Annotated in this window: 21 protein-coding genes and 1 pseudogene; 8 read left to right on the top strand and 14 right to left on the bottom strand. The window is 67.2% G+C overall.

Annotation, left to right across the window (positions count from 1 at the left end):
- Positions 1–187: 187 nt before the first annotated feature.
- From LOS78_RS21815 to LOS78_RS21800, 4 genes are all read right to left on the bottom strand, one after another.
- Entirely contained in the window at positions 188–1513 is a 1326-nt protein-coding gene (locus LOS78_RS21815; RefSeq protein WP_028714556.1) for an FMN-binding glutamate synthase family protein, read from the bottom strand.
- A 10-nt stretch (positions 1514–1523) separates the two neighbouring features.
- Positions 1524–2180 carry a protein glxC gene (locus LOS78_RS21810; protein ID WP_028714557.1) on the bottom strand — a complete coding sequence of 219 codons (657 nt, stop codon included), beginning with the start codon at positions 2178–2180 and terminating at the stop codon, positions 1524–1526.
- A 70-nt stretch (positions 2181–2250) separates the two neighbouring features.
- Complete coding sequence (locus tag LOS78_RS21805) at positions 2251–3138, bottom strand: glutamine amidotransferase family protein (protein WP_028717500.1); 888 nt, start codon at positions 3136–3138, stop codon at positions 2251–2253.
- A 153-nt stretch (positions 3139–3291) separates the two neighbouring features.
- Positions 3292–3939 (bottom strand): helix-turn-helix domain-containing protein, encoded by a 648-nt coding sequence (locus LOS78_RS21800; RefSeq protein ID WP_028714559.1) that lies wholly within the window; start codon positions 3937–3939, stop codon positions 3292–3294.
- Positions 3940–4177: 238 nt separating this feature from the next.
- Here LOS78_RS21800 and LOS78_RS21795 point away from each other — a divergent pair, with 238 nt between their 5' ends.
- Together LOS78_RS21795 and LOS78_RS21790 are read left to right on the top strand one after the other, a co-directional pair.
- On the top strand, positions 4178–4582 hold the full coding sequence (locus tag LOS78_RS21795; RefSeq protein ID WP_230378719.1) for a group II truncated hemoglobin: 405 nt from the start codon (positions 4178–4180) through the stop codon (positions 4580–4582).
- A 47-nt stretch (positions 4583–4629) separates the two neighbouring features.
- Positions 4630–4986, top strand: coding sequence for a cupin domain-containing protein (locus LOS78_RS21790; protein ID WP_230378718.1), 357 nt, complete (start codon positions 4630–4632; stop codon positions 4984–4986).
- A gap of 100 nt (positions 4987–5086) precedes the next feature.
- On the opposite strand, the gene LOS78_RS21785 is transcribed toward LOS78_RS21790, so the two are convergent.
- The 7 genes and pseudogenes from LOS78_RS21785 to LOS78_RS21755 form a co-directional block, all read right to left on the bottom strand.
- Positions 5087–6454 carry an ammonium transporter gene (locus tag LOS78_RS21785; protein WP_230378717.1) on the bottom strand — a complete coding sequence of 456 codons (1368 nt, stop codon included), beginning with the start codon at positions 6452–6454 and terminating at the stop codon, positions 5087–5089.
- Positions 6455–6664: 210 nt separating this feature from the next.
- Positions 6665–7711, bottom strand: coding sequence for a DUF3445 domain-containing protein (locus tag LOS78_RS21780; protein ID WP_230378716.1), 1047 nt, complete (start codon positions 7709–7711; stop codon positions 6665–6667).
- Positions 7712–7721: 10 nt separating this feature from the next.
- The gene (locus LOS78_RS21775) at positions 7722–8669 is read right to left on the bottom strand and encodes a PDR/VanB family oxidoreductase (RefSeq protein ID WP_230378715.1); all 948 of its coding nucleotides are present in this window, start codon (positions 8667–8669) and stop codon (positions 7722–7724) included.
- Entirely contained in the window at positions 8666–9274 is a 609-nt protein-coding gene (locus tag LOS78_RS21770) for a dimethylamine monooxygenase subunit DmmA family protein (protein ID WP_230378714.1), read from the bottom strand. Before LOS78_RS21770 ends, LOS78_RS21775 begins: the two co-directional genes overlap by 4 nt.
- Positions 9275–9343: 69 nt before the next feature.
- Positions 9344–9565: pseudogene (locus tag LOS78_RS21765) on the bottom strand (glycine cleavage T C-terminal barrel domain-containing protein); the annotation flags it as partial.
- A gap of 332 nt (positions 9566–9897) precedes the next feature.
- A complete protein-coding gene (locus LOS78_RS21760) occupies positions 9898–12270 on the bottom strand; it encodes a DUF1989 domain-containing protein (RefSeq protein ID WP_230378713.1) in 2373 nt (790 codons plus the stop codon).
- A gap of 65 nt (positions 12271–12335) precedes the next feature.
- Positions 12336–13679 (bottom strand): NAD(P)-binding domain-containing protein, encoded by a 1344-nt coding sequence (locus LOS78_RS21755; protein WP_230378712.1) that lies wholly within the window; start codon positions 13677–13679, stop codon positions 12336–12338.
- 170 nt (positions 13680–13849) lie between these two features.
- Between LOS78_RS21755 and LOS78_RS21750 the strand changes: the two genes are divergently transcribed.
- Positions 13850–15154 (top strand): ABC transporter substrate-binding protein, encoded by a 1305-nt coding sequence (locus LOS78_RS21750; RefSeq protein ID WP_230378711.1) that lies wholly within the window; start codon positions 13850–13852, stop codon positions 15152–15154.
- Here LOS78_RS21750 and LOS78_RS21745 read toward each other — a convergent pair.
- Together LOS78_RS21745 and LOS78_RS21740 are read right to left on the bottom strand one after the other, a co-directional pair.
- The gene (locus LOS78_RS21745) at positions 15117–15848 is read right to left on the bottom strand and encodes a FadR/GntR family transcriptional regulator (protein ID WP_028714624.1); all 732 of its coding nucleotides are present in this window, start codon (positions 15846–15848) and stop codon (positions 15117–15119) included. The genes LOS78_RS21750 and LOS78_RS21745 overlap by 38 nt on opposite strands.
- Before the next feature lie 175 nt (positions 15849–16023).
- Positions 16024–16602, bottom strand: a complete 579-nt coding sequence (locus tag LOS78_RS21740) for a LuxR C-terminal-related transcriptional regulator (protein WP_230378710.1) — start codon at positions 16600–16602, stop codon at positions 16024–16026.
- Between the two features lie 123 nt (positions 16603–16725).
- On the opposite strand from LOS78_RS21740, the gene LOS78_RS21735 reads away from it, so the two are divergent.
- Together LOS78_RS21735 and LOS78_RS21730 are read left to right on the top strand one after the other, a co-directional pair.
- Positions 16726–17463, top strand: coding sequence for a CoA transferase subunit A (locus LOS78_RS21735; protein ID WP_230378709.1), 738 nt, complete (start codon positions 16726–16728; stop codon positions 17461–17463).
- Positions 17463–18107 carry a 3-oxoacid CoA-transferase subunit B gene (locus LOS78_RS21730; RefSeq protein WP_028716246.1) on the top strand — a complete coding sequence of 215 codons (645 nt, stop codon included), beginning with the start codon at positions 17463–17465 and terminating at the stop codon, positions 18105–18107. Before LOS78_RS21735 ends, LOS78_RS21730 begins: the two co-directional genes overlap by 1 nt.
- A gap of 411 nt (positions 18108–18518) precedes the next feature.
- Here LOS78_RS21730 and LOS78_RS21725 read toward each other — a convergent pair whose 3' ends face one another.
- Positions 18519–18665 carry a hypothetical protein gene (locus LOS78_RS21725; RefSeq protein ID WP_230378708.1) on the bottom strand — a complete coding sequence of 49 codons (147 nt, stop codon included), beginning with the start codon at positions 18663–18665 and terminating at the stop codon, positions 18519–18521.
- Between the two features lie 280 nt (positions 18666–18945).
- Here LOS78_RS21725 and LOS78_RS21720 point away from each other — a divergent pair, with 280 nt between their 5' ends.
- Genes LOS78_RS21720 through LOS78_RS21710 form a run of 3 tightly spaced genes read left to right on the top strand, consistent with a single transcriptional unit; the run spans position 18946 to position 23860 of the window.
- Positions 18946–20016 (top strand): HlyD family secretion protein, encoded by a 1071-nt coding sequence (locus tag LOS78_RS21720; protein ID WP_230378707.1) that lies wholly within the window; start codon positions 18946–18948, stop codon positions 20014–20016.
- Complete coding sequence (rbbA, locus tag LOS78_RS21715; RefSeq protein WP_230378706.1) at positions 20013–22751, top strand: ribosome-associated ATPase/putative transporter RbbA; 2739 nt, start codon at positions 20013–20015, stop codon at positions 22749–22751. The genes LOS78_RS21720 and rbbA overlap by 4 nt, the downstream gene beginning before the upstream one ends.
- Positions 22748–23860 carry an ABC transporter permease gene (locus LOS78_RS21710; protein ID WP_230378705.1) on the top strand — a complete coding sequence of 371 codons (1113 nt, stop codon included), beginning with the start codon at positions 22748–22750 and terminating at the stop codon, positions 23858–23860. Before rbbA ends, LOS78_RS21710 begins: the two co-directional genes overlap by 4 nt.
- Positions 23861–24029: the final 169 nt, after the last annotated feature.

Below are 24029 nucleotides of genomic sequence, written 5' to 3'. Positions count from 1 at the left end.
CGGCCAGGTCGAGCGGCTCGGCAGCCTTCTGCTGCGGGCCAGAGGCGCCGTGCCGGGGCTTTTCCCGTTTCTGGACCATGTCGGCCTCGCGGGCGAAGGTGGCCATATCGGTCATTCGATATTCTCCCTGTTGAAGGATGTCCGACCCGGGGCGGGATACTTTGTCCCGCCCCGTGGCTGTCTGTCGTCAGTAACCGGCCTGTCCCGGGATCCAGCTCGTGCCGGCCAGGGGGACGCCCGCCATGGCGGCGGATTCCACGGTCAGGGCGCAAAGATCCTCGGGTTCGAGGTTGTGGACGTGGCTCTTGCCGCAGGCGCGGGCGATGGTCTGGCATTCCAGCGTCATCACCGCCAGATAGTTGCGCAGGCGGCGGCCGGCCTCGACCGGGTTCAGCCGGGTCATCAGCTCGGCGTCCTGGGTGGTGATGCCGGCCGGGTCGCGGCCCTCGTGCCAGTCGTCATAGGCGCCAGCGGTGGTGCCGAGCTTCTGGTATTCCTCTTCCCAGCGCGGATCGTTGTCGCCAAGCGCGACCAGCGCCGCCGTGCCGATGGCGACCGCGTCGGCCCCCAGCGCCAGCGCCTTGGCCACGTCCGCGCCGGTGCGGATGCCGCCCGAGACGATCAGCTGCACCTTGCGATGCATGCCCAAATCCTGCAGCGCCTTCACGGCCGGGCGGATGCAGGCCAGCGTCGGCTGGCCGACATGCTCGATGAACACGTCCTGCGTCGCGGCGGTGCCGCCCTGCATGCCGTCCAGCACCACCACGTCGGCGCCCGCCTTCACCGCCAGCGCGGTGTCGTAATAGGGCCGCGCGCCGCCGATCTTGATGTAGATCGGCTTTTCCCAGCCGGTGATCTCGCGCAGCTCCAGGATCTTGATCTCCAGATCGTCGGGGCCGGTCCAGTCGGGATGGCGGCAGGCCGAACGCTGGTCGATGCCCATCGGCAGGTTGCGCATCTTCGCAACCCGCTCGGTGATCTTCTGGCCCAGCAGCATGCCGCCGCCGCCGGGCTTGGCGCCCTGCCCGACCACGACCTCGATCGCGTCGGCACGGCGCAGGTCGTCCGGGTTCATGCCGTAGCGCGAGGGCAGATACTGATAGACCAGCTTTTCGGAATGGCCGCGTTCCTCGTTGGTCATGCCGCCGTCGCCGGTGGTGGTCGAGGTGCCCGCCATGGTCGCGCCGCGACCCAGCGCCTCTTTCGCATGGGCCGAAAGCGCGCCGAAGGACATCCCCGCGATCGTGATCGGGATCTTCAGCTCGATCGGCTTCTTGGCGAAGCGCGTGCCCAGCACGACCGAGGTGTCGCATTTCTCGCGATAGCCCTCCAGCGGATAGCGGCTGATCGAGGCGCCCAGAAACAGCAGGTCGTCGAAATGCGGCACGCGGCGCTTGGCCCCGCCACCGCGGATGTCATAGATGCCGGTGGCGGCGGCGCGGCGGATCTCGGAATTGATCTCGTTCGAGAAGGTCCAGCTCTGGCGCGGCAGGGTGCGAGGGGTTTGGTCCATCGTATGATCCTCAGTAATCGCCGGCGTGATCGACGTGGAAATTGTAGAGCTTGCGGGCCGAGCCGTAGCGGCGGAACTCGGACGGGTCGGCATCCGCCCCGGCGCGCTTCAGCAGGTCGGCCAGGATTTCCAGATGCTCGGGGCGCATCTCCTTCTCGATGCAATCCGCGCCCAGCGACTTGACCTTGCCGCGCACGAACAGCCGCGCCTCGTAAAGGCTGTCGCCAAGCGCGTCGCCCGCATCGCCCAGCACCACCAGATTGCCCGACTGCGCCATGAAGGCCGACATGTGGCCGATATTGCCGTGCACGACGATGTCGATGCCCTTCATCGAGATGCCGCAGCGCGAGCTGGCATTGCCCTTGATGACCAGAAGCCCGCCATGGCCGGTAGCGCCGGCATATTGGCTGGCATCGCCCTCGACGGTGACGCTGCCCGAGATCATGTTCTCGGCGACCCCCGGCCCGACCGAGCCGGTCACATGCACCCGCGCCTCCTTGTTCATGCCGGCGCAGTAATAACCGGTGGAACCCTTGATCGTGACCTCCAGCGGCGCCTGCAACCCGACCGCCAGCGCATGCGCGCCGCGCGGGTTCTCGATCACCCATTCGCCGCCGGTCTGCGCCTGAAGCGTGCTGTTGAGATCGCGCAGCTCGGTCCAGGCCATGTCGATGGTCCGGGGCTGCACGCCGATGTCAAGGTCTTCGCGGATCTGCGTATTGGCCATGGTGGTCATGTCAGCGCTCCCAGAAATACACGGTGGCGGGTTCCGGTTCCCAGATGCGGGCATCCTCGATGCCCGGCAGGTTCGCGAAGGCCCGGTATTCCGAGCCGAAGGCGACATAGCTGTCGGTCTCGGCCATCACCGCGGGCTTGCAGGCGATGGGATCGCGCACCACGCCGAAGCCGTTCCTGGTGCCGACCACGAAGGTGAAGAACCCGTCCAGATCGTCCAGCGTGCCTTCCAGCGCCTCGCCCAGATTGGCGCCTTCGGCCAGCCGGGACGAGATGTAGCAGGCGGCGACCTCGGTATCGTTCTGGGTCTGCGGCACGAAACCCTTGCGGGCCAGTTCGCGCCGCACCCGGTTGTGGTTCGAGAGCGAGCCGTTATGCACCAGGCACTGATCGCCGTCGGTCGAGAACGGATGCGCGCCCAGCGTGGTCACGGCGCTTTCCGTCGCCATGCGGGTATGGCCGATGCCGTGGCTGCCGCCCATCTGCCGGATGCCGAAGCGCGCGGCCACGTCCTTGGGCAGCCCAACCTCCTTGAAGATCTCCATCGACTGCCCGGCACCCATGATGCGGATGCCCTTTTCGGCCATATAGGCCCGGACCTCGGGCTCGGAGCCTTCGGGCAGCGTCAGCACCGCATGGGTGTCGACCACCCGCACCTGCACCGGCGCGCCCAGCAGCGCCTTCAGACTGTCCTCGAGGCCCGCGAAAGTCTCGTCGGGCGTATCGGACTGGATCGTCATCTTGAGACCTTGCGCGTCGTCCCCGTAGATCGCGATCCCCGCGCTGTCAGGCCCGCGATCCGTCATGGAAATCAGCATGTCGGTCAGCAGGTCCCCGAGCTGGGGCCGCAGATCATCTTTTTTCAGGAACAGGCCAACGATGCCACACATTAGCAACCTCCGTTCAGCTTGGCGTTGAAGCCGTCACGGATCAGCTAAGAGCAAAATTGATTGCCTAGCAAGATATTTTTTTTACCTGACAGAAAATTCTTGCGAGAGGGCCGGCAGGGAACGGTCGAAGGAAACCCCAGCGCAGGCAGTCGGTTACTTGGCCTGGGGATAGCAGATGATGGACAGATACCGGGCCGGCAATTCGCGCAGATGCTCCGGTCCATGCGGCGCATCGGCGTCGAAGATCAGGCTGTCGCCGGGTTCGAGATCATAGATCTGTTCGCCGTGGCGATAGCCGATTCTTCCCTCGAGCATGTAGAGCAGCTCGATCCCTTCATGCTGGAAGGTGGGGAAATGGTCGCTTTGGGTGCTGAGCACGATCATGTAGGGCTCGACCACCACGCCGCTGTTGTTCGAGCCGATATGCCCCAGCAGGTGATACTGGTGCCCGGCGCGGGTGCCGGCGCGCTCGACCTCGACGGCGGTGCCCGCCTTCACATGCATCGCCCCGCGCGGCTCTTCATAGCCCGAGAAAAGCTGGATCAACGGCACATGCAGGGCATTGGCCAAGGTCTGCAAGGTCGTCAGCGAGGGCGAGATGACGCCGTTCTCGATCTTGGAGAGCATCCCGACGGACAGCCCCGCCTGGCTGGCCAGCTTCGAGCCGGTCATCCGCTGCCGCTTGCGCAATTCCCGCACCTGCCGGCCAATGGCAACCTCAAGATTCTTCTCGCGGGTTTCGCGAATCGCATGGGGATCCTGCGTCAGCGAGCCATCTATCTTTGCCGTTTGGCTTACCATTGCACAACTTCCTTTGTTTTTTCTCTGTCAAAGCTAGTCGGAGAATTTCCATAGTAAAGCCTAACAGATAGCCGGCATGGGTCAGAAGCTCCATGCGGTTAAGCCGCGCATGATCCCGCGACCCCTGATCGGTGGCACGTTTCGCGGAGGGGTGCGGCCCGTGCGAAGCAGGGATATTTTTCTTGAGAGAATAATTTGTTTCCTGCTACTATAGGATTGGTTTTCGGGGAGGCATGCCATGTATTTTGCTGCACAGCGAAAGCAGTCGATCTACCAGCAGCTGGGAGGGGACGAGGGCATCCGCGCCCTGGTCAAGGAATTCTACGACATCGTCGAGCAGGACGAGGACGCGAGGGAGCTGCATCTTCTGCACCTGCAGGGCGCCGGCGTCGCCCATTCGCGCGAGGAGCAGTTCAACTATCTCAGCGGCTTCTTCGGCGGGCCGCAATATTACGTGATGAAGCACCGCCACGCGCGGCTGAAAGAGATCCACGCCCATGTGCCCATCGGCCCGCAGATGCGCGACCTGTGGCTGCAATGCATGGCCAAGGCCATCGACAGGCGCGGAATCGACGGCGAGCTGGCGGCGGTGCTGATGCGCCATTTCACCACGGCCGCCGAAAGCAGCCGCAACATGGACTGACGCGCCGCGCCGGTCCGCACCAGACATTCCCAACACAGGAGAGGCTCATGGCGATCAAGAAATTCGGCCCCTACAAATCCCCTTCGGTCCAGCCGATCACCGAGGATCTGGACTGGTGGCACCCGGTCGAGGGCTCGCCCAGCATGAAGACCTGGATCGAGCACCAATCCGAGGACGGCAAGTTCCTGACCGGCTATTGGGAGGCCACGCCGGGCAGCTATCGCGTGCGCTACGACGTGGACGAGTTCATCCATCTGTTCGAGGGCAAGGTGACGCTGACCGACAACGGCCAGGAGCCGCGCAGCTTCGCCGCCGGCGACACTTTCGTGATCGAGGCCGGGTTCGACGGCCTCTGGAAGACCGAGGAGACGGTGCGCAAGGCCTTCGCCATCCGGGTGCGGTGAAAGCGGCGCGGCCCTGCCCGTCGCCCCGCCGTTCGCTGCCCGGACCCGTGAAATCGGAACAGGCCCCGGCGCAAGGCCGGGGCCTGATTTTTGTGCCGGCTCAGACGGGCCGGTCCGGCAGGGATGCCGCATTGGGCTTCATGTCCCAGTAGACCAGGTCCAGCCCGGTCGCCTGATCGTCCTCGTCCACCCGCAAGCCCACGGTCTGTTTCAGGACGAAGGTCAGGATCGCGGCGGTCAGCACGCCCGCGCCGACGCAGGCCAGAACGCCCACGATCTGCATGGCCAGGCCGATCTGGCCGTGCTGGAACGCATAGGGCCCCTCCTCGATGCCGAAATAGCCGCCCTGCGGCGTGCCGGCCTTGAGCAAGCCGACCATGACCAGCCCATAGACCCCGGCGCCCAGGAACAGCGGGAACAGCTTGTGCTCGTCGATGCCGCGCTTCTGCGTGAACTCGTAGACGATCCAGGCGACCACCGGCGCGAACAGCGCCACCAGGAAGGTCTGCCAGGGCGCATAGACGTCGAAGCCCGGCGCACCCGCGACATAGCCGGCCAGCGGCCCCAGCAGCAGATAGGCATAGGAACGCTTCCGGTAGCCGATGATCGCCCCGGTCACCGCGCCGCCCGCCCAGGCAAGGCCGTAATTGTTGAAGACGATGCCCACGCTGGTATCGGCCATGGTGACGCTGACCGCCAGCGCCTGCGGCTCGAAGAAGAACAGGCAGGACAGGATCACCAACGGCAGTCCGGAAAAGATCGTCATCAGCCCGGTCGCCGCCAGGCCGATGCTGGGCGCGTCGTAGGAGTGCACCTTGGGATGCGGCTCGAACATGCCCGGCCGCCGGCCCAGCATGGGCACCAGCACCAGCGCCATGCCGGCCGGGAACAGATAGACGAAGCCGACGCCGAAGAAGTCATGGAAGCCCGCATTGGTCAGCGGTCCGACCGAGCCCCAGACCGCGAAGCTCAGTGCCGAGGACACCACCGCCGCCACCACCGAGGTGATGTAATAGGCCAGGGGCTTCATCCGCTCGGAGACGGCGAAATGCAGCAGCACGTTGATGATGCCGGCAAAGCAGGCCAGGAAGAACACGAAGATCTGGAAGGTGTTCAGCCCGGGAAACACCGCCGGATCGACATGCTGGGCCACGCCGTTGGCCATGGCGCCGCCCAGCCACCAGTCCTTAAGCGAATCCGCCAGACTCGCGCCCTCCATGACGTAATATTGCCCGGCCCAGAAGCCGAAGCCGATGACGAAATAGGCGGCGAAGCCCAGGAAAAAGCCGATGGTCTTCTCGATCGTGGAATTGAACAGGCTGCCGTTGCGGGTGGTGCCCGCGTCGATCATCAGCAGCCCGACCACGACGAGGATCGCCCCCGCCGTGCCCGAGCCATAGATCAGGTTCTGCACCAGCGAACTGAGCGTTACCTGATCCGGGTAAAGGATGGTTGTCGTTGGTTCCATTGTCGTTCTCCCTGTTTTTGTCACTGCTCCGGGATCGTTCCGGCCCCGGAAAACGCCTTGCGGCGCTGGTCGCGCGTGGTGACAGGCGGCAATTTCCTGTCGGTCGGCGGATTGAAATCCCTTGCTTCGATCAAATTTCTCAAAGGAAGACCGGTTGACGCCGCCGCCCCGCATCGGGGGCGGCTGTTGCCCGGTCGGGTTGTCCCGGCCCTAGTCGTCGGCGAATATCCCCTGTGATGTCGGCTTCCCGTCGTCGAACTGCGCGAGATAGTCGGTGATGATCTGGCGGTTGACGGCGAAGCCCTTGTACTCGGCCAGCTCGTCGGGCAGGTCGCGGATCACCCGGTGCAGCCGGCGCGCCCATTTCGGCACCGTCACCAGATCCTCGAGCGCGATCAGGTAGCAGCGGATCGGAAAGGCCAGCGCGTTCGAGCGCGGCAGCCGCCAGAAGCTCTGCAGCTCCACCCGCAGATATTGCCTGGCCCCCACGTTCTCGGGGGTGATGGTGCGCTTCTCGGGACCCCAGAGGTGATAGTTCTCGGGGCTGGTGTCCAGCCGCGGATTGACCGTCATCGTCCAGTTCAGCCGCCGCGACGGCGCGCCCTGCTGCACCGCCAGCAGGAATTTCAGCGCCCGCTGGAAGATGCCCAGCTCGGCCGCCTTCGGCACCGGCGCATGCCATTCGAAGAAGTTCATGCCGATGTCGAAATCCAGCGACCAGTCCGCCTGGCTGGTCACCATGCCGGCATCCATCCACAGGTTGCCCTCGCGCTGGTCCAGCAGCGCGAAATCGCCCTGCGCCTGGCGGGTGATGTATTCCAGCGGCCCGCAGGGCAGCGTCGTCGGGTCGAGGAAGGTGAAGCGCTGCTCAATCCCCAAGGGCCGGTTGATCCAGTGCCAGCGGTCGCCGTCGCGATGCAGCCGGAACAGTTCGGGGTAGTCCTCGGCCTTGCACTGCATGATCAGCTCCAGCAGGTCCCAGCCCGCCAGCGCCATATGCGGCAGCGACTGGCAGCGCAGCGGATCCCCGGCCAGGGTGATCGCCCGGTCGCGCATCTCGGCCACGTAATGCTCGTCCACGTCGAAGCGCTTCTCGAAGACGCTGCCGGCGCGGCCCCCCGTCCCGTGCGGCTCCATGTTGACGGAATACATGTAATCGTCCTTGTCGAAGGGGAACGGAAACCGCCGGATGGCTTCGGCCGAGTTGCGGAAGCTGTAATCGTCGCGGAAGGTCTCGTCGTTGAACCGGATGGTCATGGCCGGGCTCCTATCGGTCGATGATCAGCGTCTCGCCGCGGAAGCGCGAGACGCAGGGCATGATGCGGCTCTGCGAGGAGCGCTCGTCCTCGGACAGCCAATGGTCGTGATGCTCGATGCGGCCGTGGCAGGACAGCACCCGCGTCTCGCAGCGCCCGCAGGCGCCGCCCCGGCAGGACCAGTCGATCTCGGCCCCGGCCGCCTCCAGCGCCTCGAGCAGGCTCTGATGCGCGCCGACCGCGATGGTCCGCCCCGAACGCGCCAGCACCACCGCGAAGGGCCGGCCGGGCGGCGGCGCCTGGAAGACCTCGGAATGCAGCGCGGTCTGCGGCCAGCCCAGCCGGGCGCCCGCTTCCGCCACCGCACCGATCAGACCCTCGGGGCCGCAGGTATAGACATGCGTGCCCAGGGGCTGGCCCGACAGGATCGCGCCCAGATCCATGCGGTTGCCCTCCTCCGAGATATGGGCGTGGATATGCGGCGCCTCCGGCAGCAGGTGCAGCCCGGCCGCCTCGGCGCGCGAGCGGGCGGCGTAATGCAGCTCGAAGGGCAGCTGCATGCGCAGAAGCTGGCGGACCTGGGCGACGAAGGGGGTGATGCCGATGCCGCCGGCGATCAGCACGTGCTTCTTGGCCCGCAGGTCCAGCGCGAAGAGGTTCAGCGGCAGCGAGACGCGCAGCTGGTCGCCCGCCCGCACCCGGCCATGCATGAAGCGCGAGCCGCCGCGCCCGCCATCCTCGCGCCGCACCGCGATCTCGTAGCCCGAGCCGTCCTGCGGGTCCGAGATCAGCGAATAGGCGTTGCGGCGCAGTATGTCGCCGTCCGGCATCTCGACCACCACATGCGCGCCGCCGGAAAACAGCGGCAGGGCCGCGCCCTGCGGGTGTTCGAAGCGGAAGCGCTTGACCAGCGGCGTCAGCGGCTCGGCCGCCGCCACGCGCAGCATCAGGGACGTCATGGCTTGATCTCCTGCGGCTCGGGCACCTGGCCCGGGGTCTCGGCATCGACGCAGACCCCCTGGAAGGCGCCGATGCGGCGCGAGTAATGGTCGCGCACGAACAGGTTCAGCCCGCAATGCGCGCAGGTGAACGGGTCGGTGGCGACGTTCTCGGTGATGCCCTTGCAATGCACGCATTGCACCCGCCGGGCGAAGCCGCCGCGATGCTCGGCATCGATCGCCTCCAGCGGCATTCCGGCGGCCAGCGCCTCGGCCGTGGCCTGGCCGATCAGCCCCTCGCCGCCGGCAAGATAGAGCCGGGTGCCCATATGCGCCTCGGCCAGGGCCCGGGCGAAGCGCGGCCGCAGCGCCGCCCAGCTCGGCCCCTCGACATAGCCGGCCGGCCCCAGCCCCCGCAGCCGCGACCCCAGTTCGGGACCGGCACCGGCCGGGATCCAGAACAGCTGCGCCTGGCGCATGACCGAGGGGTCGGCCCGGGCCAGCGCGGCCAGCGCCTCGCCGCCCGTGCCCTCGGCCAGCATCAGCGAGGCCAGCGCCCCGTGCGGGCGCAGCCCGCCATAGACCGGCCGGCTGGGGATCGAAGGTGAAAATTCCGTGGCTCGCATTGGCGGCGTTCTCCCTGTCGCGGAGGGGGGCGGGGCGGTCCTGGCGCCGCCCGCGCGCCCCGGGTCGGTTCAGCCCTTGGCGGTGCGGCGCTTCTTCTCGGGGTCGTGGAAGGGCATCGGCTGCGCCGTGGCGGCGATCTCGCCGCCGGGATTGCGGATGGTCAGCGGCGTGCCCGGAACCGCGCAATCCACCGGCATCCGCGCAATGCCGATATTGTGCCCGTTCAAAGGGCTGTAGAAGCCGATCGTCACCACGCCCACTTCCTTGCCGTCCCGGATGATCGGAGCGCCAGAAAGCGCAAGGGCGCGCAACCGCGCGCCCCCTGTCCGATCGTTCCCTGCCCGATCGTTCCGATCCGGGCGCGTGCGGCAGGCGTTCTTCCGGTGCAGTCCCCCCGTCCCGCAAGCAAGCGGCCGGGCGCGGGCCGGCGCGTCGCAGAGGCTCGGGACGAGGAGGATGCCCGAGGTCCCTGCCCGCCGCTGCAATCCGGTCGTGGTCGCAAGATCCTTTTCCATCTGTCAGGCCCCCGTCGGTTGTGAAATGAGGTGTGGGCTTTGCCGTTCTTCCTGCTGACCGCCGGGGCCGTCCCCGACGCCTGCGCTTGCCGCCGCCGGGCCGCGCCTCAGGCGCGGGGGCGTTCCTTCTTGGGGTCGTAATGCGGGAAGGCTGCGACCTTCGCCGCGATGCGCTTGATATGCCCGTCCAGCCGCCCGACCTCGACCGCGGTGCCGGGTTCGGCATGGGCGATGTCGATCCGCGCCAGCGCGATCATCTGCCCCGTGCGCGGCGAGCGCATGGCCGAGCAGACCTCGCCCACCTGCGCCCGGCCGATGCGGATGCAATCGCCATGGCCGACGGGGTCCTGCCCGTCGATCTCCAGCCCGACGAACTTGCGGCTGGGATGGTCCTTGCGCCGGATCAGCGCCTCGCGGCCGACGAAATCGGCGTTCTTGGACTTGAGCGGCACCGTGAAGCCCACGCCCGCCTCGAACGGGTCGGTCTGGTCGCTGAAATCGTAGCCGGCAAAGACCAGCCCGGCCTCGATCCGCACCAGGTCCAGCCCGGCAAGGCCCATGGGCTTGAGCCCCAGCGGCTGGCCGGCGTTCCAGACTGCCTCGAAGACCACGTCGCCATGCCTGGGATGGCAGAAGATCTCGTAGCCCAGCTCGCCGGTATAGCCGGTGCGCGACACCACCACCGGCACGCCCCTTTCGCCGCCGATGCGGCCGACGGTAAAGCGGAACCAGCCCAGATCGGCCACGGCGGGCTGATGCGGCGGCGTCCAGACGATCCCGGCCACCAGCTCGCGCGATTTCGGCCCCTGCACGGCAAGGTTGTGCATCTGGTCGGTCGAGGAGCGGATCATCACGTTCAGGCCCAGCTTCTCGGCCTGCTCGCGCATCCAGACCCCGCCCTCGTCGCTGCCGCCGATCCAGCGGAAGTTGTGCTCGCCCAGCCGGAACAGCGTGCCGTCGTCGATCATGCCGCCATGCGGATGGCACATCGCCGAATAGACCACCTGCCCATGGCCCAGCTTGGCCACGTCGCGGGTCAGCACCCAGTTCATCAGCGCCTCGGCATCGGGGCCGGTCACCTCGAACTTGCGCAGCGCCGACAGGTCCATGACCACCACGCCCTCGCGGCAGGCCCAATAGCTTTCGACCGGGTCGCATTCCGGGAAGGAATTCGGCAGCCAGAAGCCCCGATACTCGACGAAATCGCGGGTCAGGGCGGCGAAATTCTGGTGGAAGGCGGTCTCACGGGTCATGATCGGCTCCGCGTCGGAGGTGGCGCGCCAGGCGGTGGCACGGCTGAACCGTTCCTGCGCGCCATAGCTGCGGACATGAATATCGGTCAGGTGCCAGCCATTGGCGGCGGTGGTGTCGTCGGGACAGGCCGAGGAGACGCAGACCAGATCGGTCAGCGCCCGCAGCAGCACATAGTCGCCGGGCCGCGACCAGGGCTCGTCGGCATACATCACGCCATGCGCATCGATGCCGGTGTTGAAGAAGAAATTCGCCGCCATCCAGCCGGCGCGGGCCTCGACCCCATAGGGCGCCAGAGCGGCGTTGAAATTGTCCGTGCAGTTGGCATGGCCCGGATAGCCGATATCGTCGTAATATTTCGCCGAACAGGCCAGCGCGAAGGCATCGTGGCGCCCGCAGGTGTCCTGCACGACCTCGACCAGCGGCGTCAGGTCGTGGTCGAAATATTTCGCGTGCAGGCCGGGCATCGGATAGGCATGGCCCTGGATGGTGCGGGTCGTGGTCACGTCCAGCGGATGCACGATGCCGCGGTCCAGCTTGCGCGCATCGAAGCACTGGAAATCGGTGCATTGCCGGCCGTCCACGTCGATGATCTGGATGAAATCCCCGGCCTTGACGGTATAGGCCTCGGCGGTGGCGGATTTCACCCGCAGGTCCAGGAGCGGATCGGCCAGCGGCGTGGGCAGGGCGAAATGCCCCTGGCGGCGCGGATTGGCGCGGGTGATGCGCAGGGTCAGCGGGGTCGAGGTGTCCTGCGCCTCGAAATCCATGACGCCGCCCGGCGCGGCGGCGATCAGCCAGCCGGGTGCGGCGGCGGTCAGCGCCACGGTCTCGCCCGGCCGCGTCTCTGCCCCGAACAGGCCGATGGCACGGGCCTCGGCCAGCGGGATGCCAAGCTCGGCCAGCCGGCGGCGCAGCGACGCAAGCCCCGGCCCGTCCGAGGACAGCAGGGCGCGCAGCCCATCGGCCGGTGTGTCGGCGGCAGCGCCAAGGATCGCCGGGTCCAGCCGGCCGTCGGCATGCGCGGCCAGCAGCTCGCAACGCTGGCCGCCCTCGTCATTGATGATCTCGATCCGGTCGCCGGTCGCGATCTGCACCGCGACGGCGCCGGCGCCGGGAACGGCATAGCGTTCGACCCCGGGCGGCAGGGTGAAGCCGGCGGCGCGGCGCACATGGGTCGCGCGCGGCGGGCCGGGCCGGAACAGGCTTTCTGGCGGCAGCTGGAGCATCTGGACCTCCCAGGAGGAAAAAGGTGGGGCCGGATGCCCGGCCCCAGTCGGGGGGAAAACCCTGCTCAGTTCATCAGATAGGCTTCCATCGAGTCGTCCAGCGCATCCTTCCAGGGCGTGTGATGCTTGGGCGCCATGGTGCCGGTGATGACCGAGCGATAGGAGTGGTTGCGGAAGGCCATGATGTCCTCGGCCTTGTGCTTCTTCCATTCGTAGAAGGCGGCGCAGGCGCCATCCACGTCGAAGCTGGGATAGTCGGTTTCCGCGATCAGTTCCTGGACGTAATCGGCCTGATAGCGGATCGCGTATTTGACATCGTCCGAGGCTTCCTCGCGTTCTTCGCGCTCGCGCACGTCGGCCATCAGCACCTGCTTGTCCTGCGGCACATCGATCCGGCCCATGACGATGTCGCGCACATACCAGGCCTGCGCGTCGAACATGTTGAAGGTGAACCACTGGTCCTGCATGCCCAGATAGAACAGGCGCGGATTATGGACCCAGACCACCCCCTTGTAGAGATCCGCCGCCGCCAGCCGGTTCGCGGTCTTCAGCCGCAGATCGTCGGGCAGGAACGGGAAATAATGCTTGTAGCCGGTGCACAGGATGATGGCGTCCACCTCCTTGCGCGAGCCGTCCTTGAAGACGGCCTCCTTGCCCTCGACCCGGACCAGCGCCGGCTTCTCCTGCCAGTTGTCGGGCCATTTGAAGCCCATGGGCGCGCTGCGATAGCAGGAGGTGACGGATTTCGCGCCGTATTTCCAGCATTGCGAGCCGATATCCTCGGCCGAATAGGACGATCCCATGACCAGCACGTCCTTGCCGGCGAATTCGCGCGCGTCGCGGAAGTCATGGGCGTGGACGATGCGGCCGTTGAAGGTCGAGAAACCCTCGTATTCCGGCACGTTGGGGGTCGAGAAATGGCCCGAGGCCACGATCACATGGTCGAATTCCTCGGCATACATGTGATCCTTGACCAGATCGTGGGCGGTGACGGTGAAGATCTCGCGGGCCTCGTCATATTCGACATGCCGCACCACGGTCGAGAAGCGGATCCAGTCGCGGACCCCGGCCTTGACCACCCGCCCCTCGATATAGTCGAACATCACCGCCCGCGGCGGATACGACGCGATCTGCTTGCCGAAATGCTCCTCGAAGGAATAGTCGGCGAATTCCAGCCCCTCCTTGGGGCCGTTGGTCCACAGATAGCGATACATCGAACAATGCACCGGCTCGCCATATTCGTCCAAGCCGGTGCGCCAGGTATAATTCCACAGCCCGCCCCAGTTCGACTGCTTCTCGAAACAGACGATTTCGGGGATCTCGGCCCCCTTCTGGGCCGCCGACTGAAAGGCTCTCAGCTGCGCAAGCCCCGAAGGACCCGCGCCGATGATGGCAACGCGCTTCTTCATGTTATTGGCTCCCTGTTCGCCGGTATGGACCAATTTTCCGAACTGGTTCCATCGGCATGAACCAAGTAAGAGCCGATTGCGGCCACAGGTCAACAATTTTTCTTCACTGGAATATAAATTCGTCGGATTCGAGGCGTCAAAACCGGCAGAATTCCGCTATAGATGAATTCATGCGCACGCCATCGCTCGCCCAGCAGCTTGTCGTCACCGGTTCGATTCCCCGGCTGAATGCCGAGAATCGGTCGGCGCTGCGGGTCGGATTCCTGGCGCCGCTGTCGGGGCCCGAGGAACGCTGGGGCGCCCCCGGCCTCGGCGGATGCCGGATCTGGGCCGACTGGATCAACGACCATGGCGGCCTGATGGTGGCCGGCAAGCGCCACCGGCTGGAAATCGTCGCCCATGACAGCGCCGCCAATCCCGCCGCCACCCTGGAGGCGGCGCGCGACATGGTCGAGCGAAAGCGCGTGCGCCTGGTCCTGACGCTTGGCGGCGACAGTTTCGCGCCGGCCCTGCCCTATCTGATGGCGCGTCGCGTGCTGGTAGCGACGCTGCTGCCCTCGGACCTGTCGCCCGACACGCCCAGTCTGATCGCGCCGGCCGAGCTGCATCCGCTGTTCAACGTCACCGGCGTCGAATGGCTGACCCGCAGCCGGCCCGCGATGCGGCGGGTGGCGCTGTGCAGCCAGTCCGACCGGCTGGGCCTGCCCTCGCTGGCCGTCTATCGCGCCGCCTTCGAGGCGGCGGGCCGGCCCGTCGTCAGGGAAATCCGCTACGATCCGGGCGAGACCGACGCGCGCTCGATCGTGCGGGCGATGCTGGACCAGGCGCCGGACCTGCTGTGCTGGTGCACCTCGCCCGCTCCGATGACCCGCGCCCTGACCGAGGCCGCGCATGATCTGGGCTGGCGCGGTCCCATCCTCGCCTGCACCGGCGATGACTATCCGCGGCTGATCGCTAGCACCTCGGCCGAGTTCATGTCGCGCTATGTCTTCCAGTTCCCGGATTTCGACGACCCGCTGCTGGCCGACAAGGCCTTCTTCTTTCGCCGCCCCAAGGCCTTCTTCGACGCCTACAACGCCCGCTTTCCCGGCGAATGGAGCGCGGTGAGCTGGGAATACGCCTCGATCCTCGACCTGTGGCAGAACGCGGTGGAAAGCGCCGACACTGTGGCGCCGATCACCGTCCTGGCGGCGATGAAGCGCCACCAGCAGATGCCGCATGTCTTCGGCACCGCGCGCTGGTGGGGCAGCGCGCTGTTCGGCATCGACAATGCGCTGGTCGGCGACTGGCCCGTGGTCGGCATCCGCGACGGCAGGGCGCGGATCATCGAATTCGGCTCGGTCCTGGACTGGCTGGAACGCCACGCCCCGCTGCTGCGCCAGCATCTCGAGCAACTCGGGCAGATGTGGTATCAGCGCCTCGACCCGGCGGCAGAGCTCAGTCCTCCTGCAGCAGAAGCTTCTGGTCCTCGATGAGTGCGAGCTTCATGAACTCGGTCGCCTCCTCGATGTCGCGGGCGGCGATGGCGTTGAACAGGGCGTTGTAGCTGCGCTGATAGATGGCGATGCGGCTGGGGGTCAGGTGCCGGCGATACATGGCGGCGCGAAAGGCCTGCCGGCGGGCGTCGATGACCAGGTTGTAGCAGGCGATCAGCAGCGGATTGTCGGTGCCGCTGGCGATCTGGCGATGGAATTCCTCCTCCAGCCGGACGAAGGCGTTGGCATCGGCCTGCACCGCCTCCATCTGCGACAGGGTTTCCCCCAGCGCCTCGATCCGGCGCGGCGACATGTTGATGATCGCCAGCCGGACCATCTCGGGCTCCAGGATGCTGCGCACCACCTGCAGATGCAGCGGGCCGGTTTCGGCCGCCACCGGACTCAGCGATTCGCTGCTGCCGCCGGCATCGTAGGTGACAAAAGAGCCCGAGCCGGCGCGGCGCCGGATCATGCCCCGCGCCTCGAGCTGGTCCAGCGCCTCGCGCACCGTGTTCCGCGCCACCCCCAGATCCTGCGCCAGCTGCCGCTCGGAGGGCAGGCGCTCGTCGGTGTCGTATTCCTGCGACACGATGCGCATCGCCAGCGTGTCGATGACATATTGCACCGTCGTGCCGACGACGGGCTCGGCGGCGGCGCCGGTCGGGCGGCGGGTGGGGATGGTCACGTCTTGCATTTCCTCGTTTGGCCCAAGCCGGGCCGGCGCAGGATAGCCGGTCCCGCGGGCAAGGTCGATGATCGGCATCGGCCGCGCCGGCGCAGGACCGTCCGCCCCTGCACCCGTCCGCCGCCGGCCGGACCGCCGGCGAAGGCCGGGCCGGAGCCGGCCCGCGGCCCATGGCCGGCCGGGTTCAGCCCGAACCGATATCCAGCAGCCGCCGCACCAGCTCGAAGCTGTTGCGCACCCCCGTCTTGCGGATCATGTTGGCGCGGTGCACCTCGACCGTGCGGGGCGAGCAGGCCAGCGATTTGGCGATCTCCTTGCTGGTGAAGCCGTTCACCAGATAGCCGGCGATGCGCTTTTCCGTCGCGGTCAGCAGGCTGCCGGCCCCGACCGAGCTTTCCAGGGGCCGGTAGGTCCAGATCGCCAGCCGGTGCGGGTCGTCCTGGTCCATGGTCCGGCCCCTGCCCTCCATCCAGACGATCCGCCCGTCCTTGCGGCGCATGAAACGCTCGTCCCGGTAGAGGGGCCGCTCTTGCAGCGCCTTGCGGGCGCGCTCGCCCACCAGTTCGAAATCCGTCTCGCCGGGATAGAGCATGCGCATGGATTGGCCTTCGAGCGCGCGCGGGGGCCAGCCGAACACCGTCTCGACCATCAGGTTGGCGCGGACGATCACCCGCTCGGCCAGCACCAGGGTCGCGTCGGGCGCGTTCTGGAAGCCCAGGCTGTCGCAATCGCGGCCCGAGGGCCGCCAGCGCGGAGTCTGCATGGTCGCGATACCTATTGATCTAAGTATTCCTACGGATAGAGCATTCCCCGCCCATGCGACAGGGTTGATCGCGGCGGAGCGGCAATCGGCGCCCGCGGCGGGTCAACGGATCGGGGAATGCGAATGGCGGGATCGAACAAGATCTATCCCAGCGCGGATTTGGCGCTTGGGGGTTTGCTTCGTGACGGGATGGTGATTGCGGCGGGGGGCTTCGGGCTTTGCGGCATCCCGGAGCTTTTGATCGAGGCGATCCTGCGCGCCGGGACCAGGGAGCTGACCATCGCCTCCAACAATTGCGGCGTGGACGGGTTCGGGCTGGGCAAGCTCTTGGACTCGCGGCAGATCCGCAAGATGATCTCCTCCTATGTCGGCGAGAATGCCGAGTTCATGCGCCAGTATCTCTCGGGCGAGCTGGAGCTGGAGTTCAACCCGCAGGGCACGCTGGCCGAGCGCATGCGGGCGGGCGGCGCCGGCATCCCGGGCTTTTATACGAAAACCGGCGTCGGCACGGTGATCGCCGAGGGCAAGGAGCATCACGATTTCGACGGCGAGACCTATATCCTGGAGCGCGGCATCGTCGCCGACCTGGCCATCGTCAAGGGCTGGAAGGCGGACGAGTCGGGCAATGTGATCTTCCGCAAGACCGCGCGCAACTTCAACGTGCCGGCGGCGAAATGCGGCCGCATCTGCGTCTGCGAGGTCGAGGAGATCGTGCCGACCGGCAGCCTCGACCCGGACGCCATCCACCTGCCGGGGATCTATGTCCATCGGCTGATCCAGGGCCAGCACGAGAAGCGCATCGAGCAGCGCACGACACGTTCGCGCGTCTCCGACACGACCGGCAAGAAGGAGACCGTCTGATGGCCGCCGAAATCAAGGGCTGGGACCGCAACCGGATGGCGGCGCGGGCCGCGCAGGAGCTGCAGGACGGCTGGTATGTGAACCTCGGGATCGGCATCCCGACGCTGGTGGCGAACTACATCCCCGAGGGGGTGCATGTGACGCTGCAATCGGAAAACGGCATGCTGGGCATCGGGCCGTTTCCTTACGAGGGCGAGGAGGATCCGGACCTGATCAATGCCGGCAAGCAGACGGTGACCGAGCTGCCGCAGACCGCCTATTTCGACAGCGCCGAGAGCTTCGCGATGATCCGCGGCGGCAAGATCGCCATGGCGATCCTGGGGGCGATGGAGGTGGCCGAGAACGGCGACCTGGCGAACTGGATGATCCCCGGCAAGCTGGTCAAGGGCATGGGCGGGGCGATGGACCTGGTGGCGGGCGTGGGCCGGGTGGTGGTGGTGATGGACCACACCAACAAGGCCGGCGAGTCGAAGGTGCTGAAATCCTGCACCCTGCCCTTGACCGGCCAGGGGGTGGTGAACCGGATCATCACCAATCTGGGGGTGCTGGACGTGGTTCCGGGCGGGCTGAAGATCGTCGAGCTGGCCGATGGCGTCAGCGAGGACGCGCTGCGCGCCGCGACCGAGGCGGCGATCGTCGGGTGAGCTGACAGGGGCAGGGGGCTTCCGCCCCCTCTTGCGGCTGAAGCCGCAATTCACCCCCGAGGATATTTGGACAAGAAAGAAGGACGGCGTTCTGCGGGGGATGGCGGGATGCCGGTCCCGCCCCTGCGGAGGACGGGACGGCAATCCCCGGATTCGGTCGCGGCCTCCGTGCCCGGCTCGCAGCCTGTTCCGACATCATCTTTTGCGCGCGGCAGGAGCCGCGATCCGTGGCACCGGCCTTGCCGGGCGCGGCTGCGAACGGGGCTTCGTCTTTGGGCCTAGGGCTGTCATGCAGGCCACCGGCCCGGGGTGCTAGCCTGAAGGCGGACCGGACAGAATCGTCATGCGCAGGAAGAGAGCAGGATGACGCAATTCGCTGGGGCCACGTGTATCGCCGTCGGCATGGCGTCGCTATGGCTTCTCGGGCGCGTCGATGGTCAGGATCATGTGCGCGGCGCAGTTCAGCATCTCGGCCGGATGCTGCTGCCGCCGGTAGCAATCCAGAAAGACCTCCTTGAGCCGCTTGCGCGTCGGAGGGAAGTCGATCAACTCGCGCATGTTGTCACAAGGGCCATGAGGGGCCTGAAGTCGGAAAAGATTACCCGGCGTCATGGAACCGGCAACCTGTCCCTTTGGCGGGGCTGCCCCGGCAGTCTTGCAGGGTTCATGAAGGATCGGCAACGGGTTGGGGATTTCCGGTGGCGCAGCGGCGCAAGCGGAGCAGCGGCATTTTGGTCAGGGCGCGTCGCGCGCAGGGCGGCTATTGTGGCAGGGCGACGCGATTCGCGCCGTCGCAGCCGGACCGATCCGGCGCCGTTTCTGATCGCGGAGGTCGTGCATGGCAGGCAAGGCAAGATCCTGGTGGGGCGGGGCCGCGGCCCTCGCCGTTCTGGCCATCGTCGGCTGGCTGGCCTGGCAGAACCTGTCGCGGGACGGCCAGCTGGCCGGCATCGCCTCGGGCAATGGCCGGATCGAGGCGACCGAGATCGACATCTCGGCCCTGTCCGCCGGCCGCATCGCCCGCATCCAGGCCGCCGAGGGCCAGGTCGTGCGCAAGGGCGACCTGCTGGTGCAGATGGACACGCTGCAGCTCGAGGCGCAGAAGCGGCAGGCCGAGGCGCAGCTGCGCCGCGCCCGCATCGGGGTCGAGACCGCGCAGAGCCTGGTGACCCAGGCCGAGGCGCAGCACAAGGCGGCCGAGGCCGCGGTCGAGCAGGCGCGGGCGGCGGCGGATGCGGCGGCGGCGCGACTGGCGCGCACCGAAAGCCTGGCGCGCAGCAACGTCGCCTCGCAGCAGGTGCTGGACGACGTGCGGGCCTCGGGGCGCGAGACGCAGGCGGCGCTGGCCTCGGCCGAGGCGAACCTTGCCGCCGCCGAGGCCGGGATCGGCACCGCCCGCGCCCAGGTCGTCGATGCCGAGGCGGCGGTGGACGCGGCGCAGGCGGCGATCGAGGCCGTCGAGGTGCAGATCGGCGACGCCACGCTGCAATCGCCGCGCGACGGCCGGGTGCAATACCTGATCGCGCAAGAGGGCGAGATCGTCGCGGCCGGCGGGCGCATCCTGAACCTGGTCGATCTGGAGGACGTTTACATGACCTTCTTCCTGCCCACCTCGCAGGCCGGACGGGTCGAGGTCGGGGCCGAGGCGCGGCTGGTCATGGACGCCGCCCCGCAATACGTGATTCCGGCGCGGATTTCCTATGTCGCGGATGTGGCGCAGTTCACGCCCAAGACTGTCGAGACCGCCGAGGAGCGCGAAAAGCTGATGTTCCGCGTCCGCGCCCAGATCGATCCCGAACTGCTGCGCAAATACAGCAACTACGTCAAGACCGGCCTGCCCGGCACCGCCTATGTGCGCATCGACGCCGAGGTCGCCTGGCCCGACGCCCTGTCCAACCTGGTAGAATGACCGCCCTGCCCGACCTTCCCGACGACCCGCCGGTGGCCGAGATCGCCGGCGTCTCGCTGCGCTATCGCAAGGCGGTGGCGCTGGACGGGGTGACGCTGGCCGTTCCCGCCGGCCGCATGGTCGGGCTGATCGGCCCGGACGGGGTCGGCAAGTCCAGCCTGCTGTCGCTGGTCGCCGGGGCGCGGGCGATCCAGCAGGGCGAGATCCGGGTGCTGGGCGGCGACATGGGCGACGCCCGCCACCGCGCCCGCATCTGCCCGCGCATCGCCTATATGCCGCAGGGGCTGGGCCGGAACCTCTATCCCACGCTGTCGGTGGCCGAGAACCTGGATTTCTTCGGCCGGCTTTTCGGCCACGGCCCGGCCGAGCGCGCCCGCCGCATCGACGCGCTGCTGGCGGCGACCGGCATGTCGCCGTTTCGCGACCGTCCCGCCGCCAAGCTTTCCGGCGGCATGAAGCAGAAGCTGGGCCTGTGCTGCGCGCTGATCCACGACCCGGACCTGCTGATCCTGGACGAGCCGACCACCGGCGTCGACCCGCTGTCCCGCCGCCAGTTCTGGGAGCTGATCGCCCGCATCCGCCGCGACCGCCCGGGCATGAGCGTGATCGTGGCCACCGCCTATATGGAGGAGGCCGCCGGCTTCGACTGGCTGGTGGCGATGGATGCCGGCCGGGTGCTGGCCACCGGCAGCCCGGCCGAGCTGCTGGAACGCACCGGGGCCGAGGATCTGGACCGCGCCTTCATCGCGCTTCTGCCCGACAGCGAAAGGCGCGGGCATGAGCCGGTCTCGATCCCGCCGCGCCGGGCCGATGACGGCGAGACCGCCATCGAGGCGCGGCACCTGACCATGCGCTTCGGCGATTTCACCGCCGTCGACGATGTCAGCTTCCGCATCGGCAAGGGCGAGATCTTCGGCTTTCTCGGCTCGAACGGCTGCGGCAAGACCACGACGATGAAGATGCTGACCGGCCTGCTCGAACCCAGCGAGGGCACGGCGCAGCTGTTCGGGACCCGGGTCGATCCGTCCGACATGGCGGTGCGCCGCCGGGTCGGCTTCATGAGCCAGTCCTTCTCGCTTTATTCCGAGCTGACGGTGCGGCAGAACCTCGACCTGCATGCGCGGCTGTTCGGCATGGAGGCCGGACAGGTCGCGGACCGCGTCCGGCGGATGATCGAGCGTTTCGGGCTTGAGGCGGTGGCGGATGACCTGCCCGACGCCCTGCCGCTCGGCATCCGCCAGCGCCTGTCGCTGGCCGTGGCGATGATCCACGGCCCCGAGATCCTGATCTTGGACGAGCCGACCTCGGGCGTCGATCCGGTGGCGCGCGACGCCTTCTGGCGCATGCTGGGCGAGCTGTCGCGCCAGGACGGGGTGACGATCTTCGTCTCGACCCATTTCATGAACGAGGCCGAGCTTTGCGACCGCATCTCGCTGATGCATGCCGGCCGGGTGCTGGTCAGCGACACGGCCGAGGCGATCAGGCAATCCAAGGGCGCGGCGACGCTGGACGACGCCTTCGTCGCCTATCTGCAAGAGGCGATCGGCGACGAGCCCGCCCCCGCCCCGCTGGTCGATACGGCCGAAACGTCCGCCCGGACCGGCGGCTGGTTCAGCCCGGCGCGCATGTTCAGCTATTCCCGGCTGGAATCGCTGCAACTGCGGCGCGACCCGATCCGGCTGACGCTGGCGCTGCTGGGCAGCCTGATCCTGATGTTCGTCATCGGCTACGGCATCAACATGGATGTCGAGGACCTGAGCTTCGCCGTGCTCGACCGCGACCAGACCGCGACCTCGCGCGACTATGTTCTGGACATCGCCGGCTCGCGCTATTTCACCGAAACCGAGCCGCTGGCAGGCTATGACGACATGGACGCCCGCATGCGCAGCGGCACCCTGGCGCTGGCCATCGAGATCCCGCCCGGCTTCGCCCGCGACGTGGCGCGCGGCGGCGCGGTGCAGGTCGGCGCCTGGATCGACGGCGCCAACCCGACCCGGGCCGAGACGGTGCGCGGCTATGTGCAGGGCATGCATGCCGACTGGATCATGCGCAAGACGCGCGAGGCGCATGGCGATGCCGCCGTGCAGGGCAGTTTCGAACTGGTGACGCGATTCCGCTACAACCCGGACGTGAAAAGCCTGGTCGCCATGGTGCCGGCGGTGATCCCGCTGCTTCTGCTGCTGATCCCGGCGGTGCTGACCACGCTGAGCGTGGTGCGGGAAAAGGAGCTGGGCTCGATCATCAATTTCTACGTCACGCCCGTCACGCGGCTGGAATTCTTGATCGGCAAGCAACTGCCCTATGTGGCGCTGGCGATGCTGAATTTCGCGCTGATGACGGCTTTCGCGGTCTTCGCCTTCCGGGTGCCGCTGACCGGCAGCCTGGCGGCGCTGGCGCTGGCGGCGGCGCTCTATGTGACCGCCACCACGGCCATGGGGCTGCTGATTTCCTCCTTCATGCGCAGCCAAGCGGCGGCGCTGTTCGCGACCGTGCTGCTGACCATGATCCCCGGCGCGCAATATTCCGGGCTGCTGGACCCGGTTTCCTCGCTGCAGGGCGTCGGCCGCGCCATCGGCGAGGTCTATCCGACGACGCATTTCATCATCGCCTCGCGCGGGGCCTTCTCCAAAGGGCTGGGCTTTGCCGATCTGGGCATGGCCTTCGCGGCCCTGGCGGCGGCGGGGCCGCTGATCCTGGGGCTCAGCGCCCTGTTGCTGAGGAAACAGGCGAAATGAGGCTGCGCAACGTCTGGAACCTGGGCATCAAGGAACTGCGCGGGCTGTGGCGCGACCCGGCCATGCTGCTGCTGATCGTCTATGCCTTCTCGCTGTCGATCTATACCGAATCGAAGGCGATGCCGGAAAGCCTGTCCAACGCCGCCATCGCCGTGGTGGACGAGGACCGCTCGGCCCTCTCCGAGCGCATCGTGGGCGCCTTCACCCCGCCCTATTTCGGCACGCCGCGGCTGATCACCACGACCGAGATGGACCGCCGCATGGACGAGGGGCTGGACACCTTCGCGCTGGACATCCCGCCCGATTTCCAGCGCGATCTGCTGGCCGGACGCCATCCCGCGATCCAGCTGAACGTCGACGCCACCCGGATGAGCCAGGCTTTCACCGGCAGCGGCTATGTCCAGCAGATCGTCGCGGCCGAGGTCCAGGAATTCACGGCCGGCCACCGCGAGGAAACCGTCCTGCCGGTCGAACTGGCGCTGCGGGCGCGCTACAACCCGGCGCTGGACGCAGGCTGGTTCGGCGCGATCAACAGCGTCATCGACGCCGTGACCATGCTGTCGATCATCCTGACCGGCGCCGCCCTGATCCGTGAAAAGGAGCACGGCACCGTCGAGCACCTGCTGGTCATGCCGGTGACCGCGGCCGAGATCATGCTGTCCAAGATCTGGTCCATGGGCCTTGTCGTGCTGCTGGCCTCCAGCTTCGCGATCACCGTGGTGGTGCAGATGGCGCTGCAGGTGCCGGTCGCGGGCTCGGTGCCGCTGTTCATCGCCGCGGCGGCGCTGATGCTGTTCGCGACCACCTCGATGGGCATCTTCCTGGCCACGGTCGCGGGCTCGATGCCGCAATTCGGCCTGCTTCTGATGCTGGTGCTGTTCCCGCTTCAGGTGCTGTCCGGCGGCATGACCCCGCGCGAAAGCATGCCCGACATCATCCAGGCGCTGATGGCGCTGGCGCCCAATACGCATTTCGTCATCCTGTCGCAGGGCGTGCTGTTCCGGGGCGCGGGGCTGGGCGTGGTCTGGCCGCAGCTTCTGGCGCTGGCGGTGATCGGCTGCGCGCTGTTCTGGCTGGCGCTGCGGCAGTTCCGCCGCTTCCTGAGCTGATTGCGGGAAAAAGCGCGCGCGGTGGTGGTCTGAGAGAAGCCGGACCCGGAGGTCCGGCAGTCGGTAACACGTCAAACCACCACAACTTGACTGATCAATCAATTAACATAAAGCGCGATTCGTTCAAACCGCTTTCTGGCCGCCGGATGCGCAGGCGCGCGGTTTGTGA

The organism is Paracoccus sp. MA (assembly GCF_020990385.1).
Taxonomy (GTDB): domain Bacteria; phylum Pseudomonadota; class Alphaproteobacteria; order Rhodobacterales; family Rhodobacteraceae; genus Paracoccus.
Note: the sequence above shows the minus strand (reverse complement) of the source record. Positions and strands in the feature narration are given on the sequence as shown.

Bases quoted from the DNA above. Each gene is read 5' to 3' on its own strand.
- LOS78_RS21815 (WP_028714556.1), bottom strand. From the start codon at position 1,513: ATGGACCAAACCCCTCGCACCCTGCCGCGCCAGAGCTGGACCTTCTCG.
- LOS78_RS21810 (WP_028714557.1), bottom strand. From the start codon at position 2,180: ATGGCCTGGACCGAGCTGCGCGATCTCAACAGCACGCTTCAGGCGCAG.
- LOS78_RS21805 (WP_028717500.1), bottom strand. From the start codon at position 3,138: ATGTGTGGCATCGTTGGCCTGTTCCTGAAAAAAGATGATCTGCGGCCC.
- LOS78_RS21800 (WP_028714559.1), bottom strand. From the start codon at position 3,939: ATGGTAAGCCAAACGGCAAAGATAGATGGCTCGCTGACGCAGGATCCC.
- LOS78_RS21795 (WP_230378719.1), top strand. From the start codon at position 4,178: ATGTATTTTGCTGCACAGCGAAAGCAGTCGATCTACCAGCAGCTGGGA.
- LOS78_RS21790 (WP_230378718.1), top strand. From the start codon at position 4,630: ATGGCGATCAAGAAATTCGGCCCCTACAAATCCCCTTCGGTCCAGCCG.
- LOS78_RS21785 (WP_230378717.1), bottom strand. From the start codon at position 6,454: ATGGAACCAACGACAACCATCCTTTACCCGGATCAGGTAACGCTCAGT.
- LOS78_RS21780 (WP_230378716.1), bottom strand. From the start codon at position 7,711: ATGACCATCCGGTTCAACGACGAGACCTTCCGCGACGATTACAGCTTC.
- LOS78_RS21775 (WP_230378715.1), bottom strand. From the start codon at position 8,669: ATGACGTCCCTGATGCTGCGCGTGGCGGCGGCCGAGCCGCTGACGCCG.
- LOS78_RS21770 (WP_230378714.1), bottom strand. From the start codon at position 9,274: ATGCGAGCCACGGAATTTTCACCTTCGATCCCCAGCCGGCCGGTCTAT.
- LOS78_RS21760 (WP_230378713.1), bottom strand. From the start codon at position 12,270: ATGCTCCAGCTGCCGCCAGAAAGCCTGTTCCGGCCCGGCCCGCCGCGC.
- LOS78_RS21755 (WP_230378712.1), bottom strand. From the start codon at position 13,679: ATGAAGAAGCGCGTTGCCATCATCGGCGCGGGTCCTTCGGGGCTTGCG.
- LOS78_RS21750 (WP_230378711.1), top strand. From the start codon at position 13,850: ATGCGCACGCCATCGCTCGCCCAGCAGCTTGTCGTCACCGGTTCGATT.
- LOS78_RS21745 (WP_028714624.1), bottom strand. From the start codon at position 15,848: ATGCAAGACGTGACCATCCCCACCCGCCGCCCGACCGGCGCCGCCGCC.
- LOS78_RS21740 (WP_230378710.1), bottom strand. From the start codon at position 16,602: ATGCAGACTCCGCGCTGGCGGCCCTCGGGCCGCGATTGCGACAGCCTG.
- LOS78_RS21735 (WP_230378709.1), top strand. From the start codon at position 16,726: ATGGCGGGATCGAACAAGATCTATCCCAGCGCGGATTTGGCGCTTGGG.
- LOS78_RS21730 (WP_028716246.1), top strand. From the start codon at position 17,463: ATGGCCGCCGAAATCAAGGGCTGGGACCGCAACCGGATGGCGGCGCGG.
- LOS78_RS21725 (WP_230378708.1), bottom strand. From the start codon at position 18,665: ATGCGCGAGTTGATCGACTTCCCTCCGACGCGCAAGCGGCTCAAGGAG.
- LOS78_RS21720 (WP_230378707.1), top strand. From the start codon at position 18,946: ATGGCAGGCAAGGCAAGATCCTGGTGGGGCGGGGCCGCGGCCCTCGCC.
- rbbA (WP_230378706.1), top strand. From the start codon at position 20,013: ATGACCGCCCTGCCCGACCTTCCCGACGACCCGCCGGTGGCCGAGATC.
- LOS78_RS21710 (WP_230378705.1), top strand. From the start codon at position 22,748: ATGAGGCTGCGCAACGTCTGGAACCTGGGCATCAAGGAACTGCGCGGG.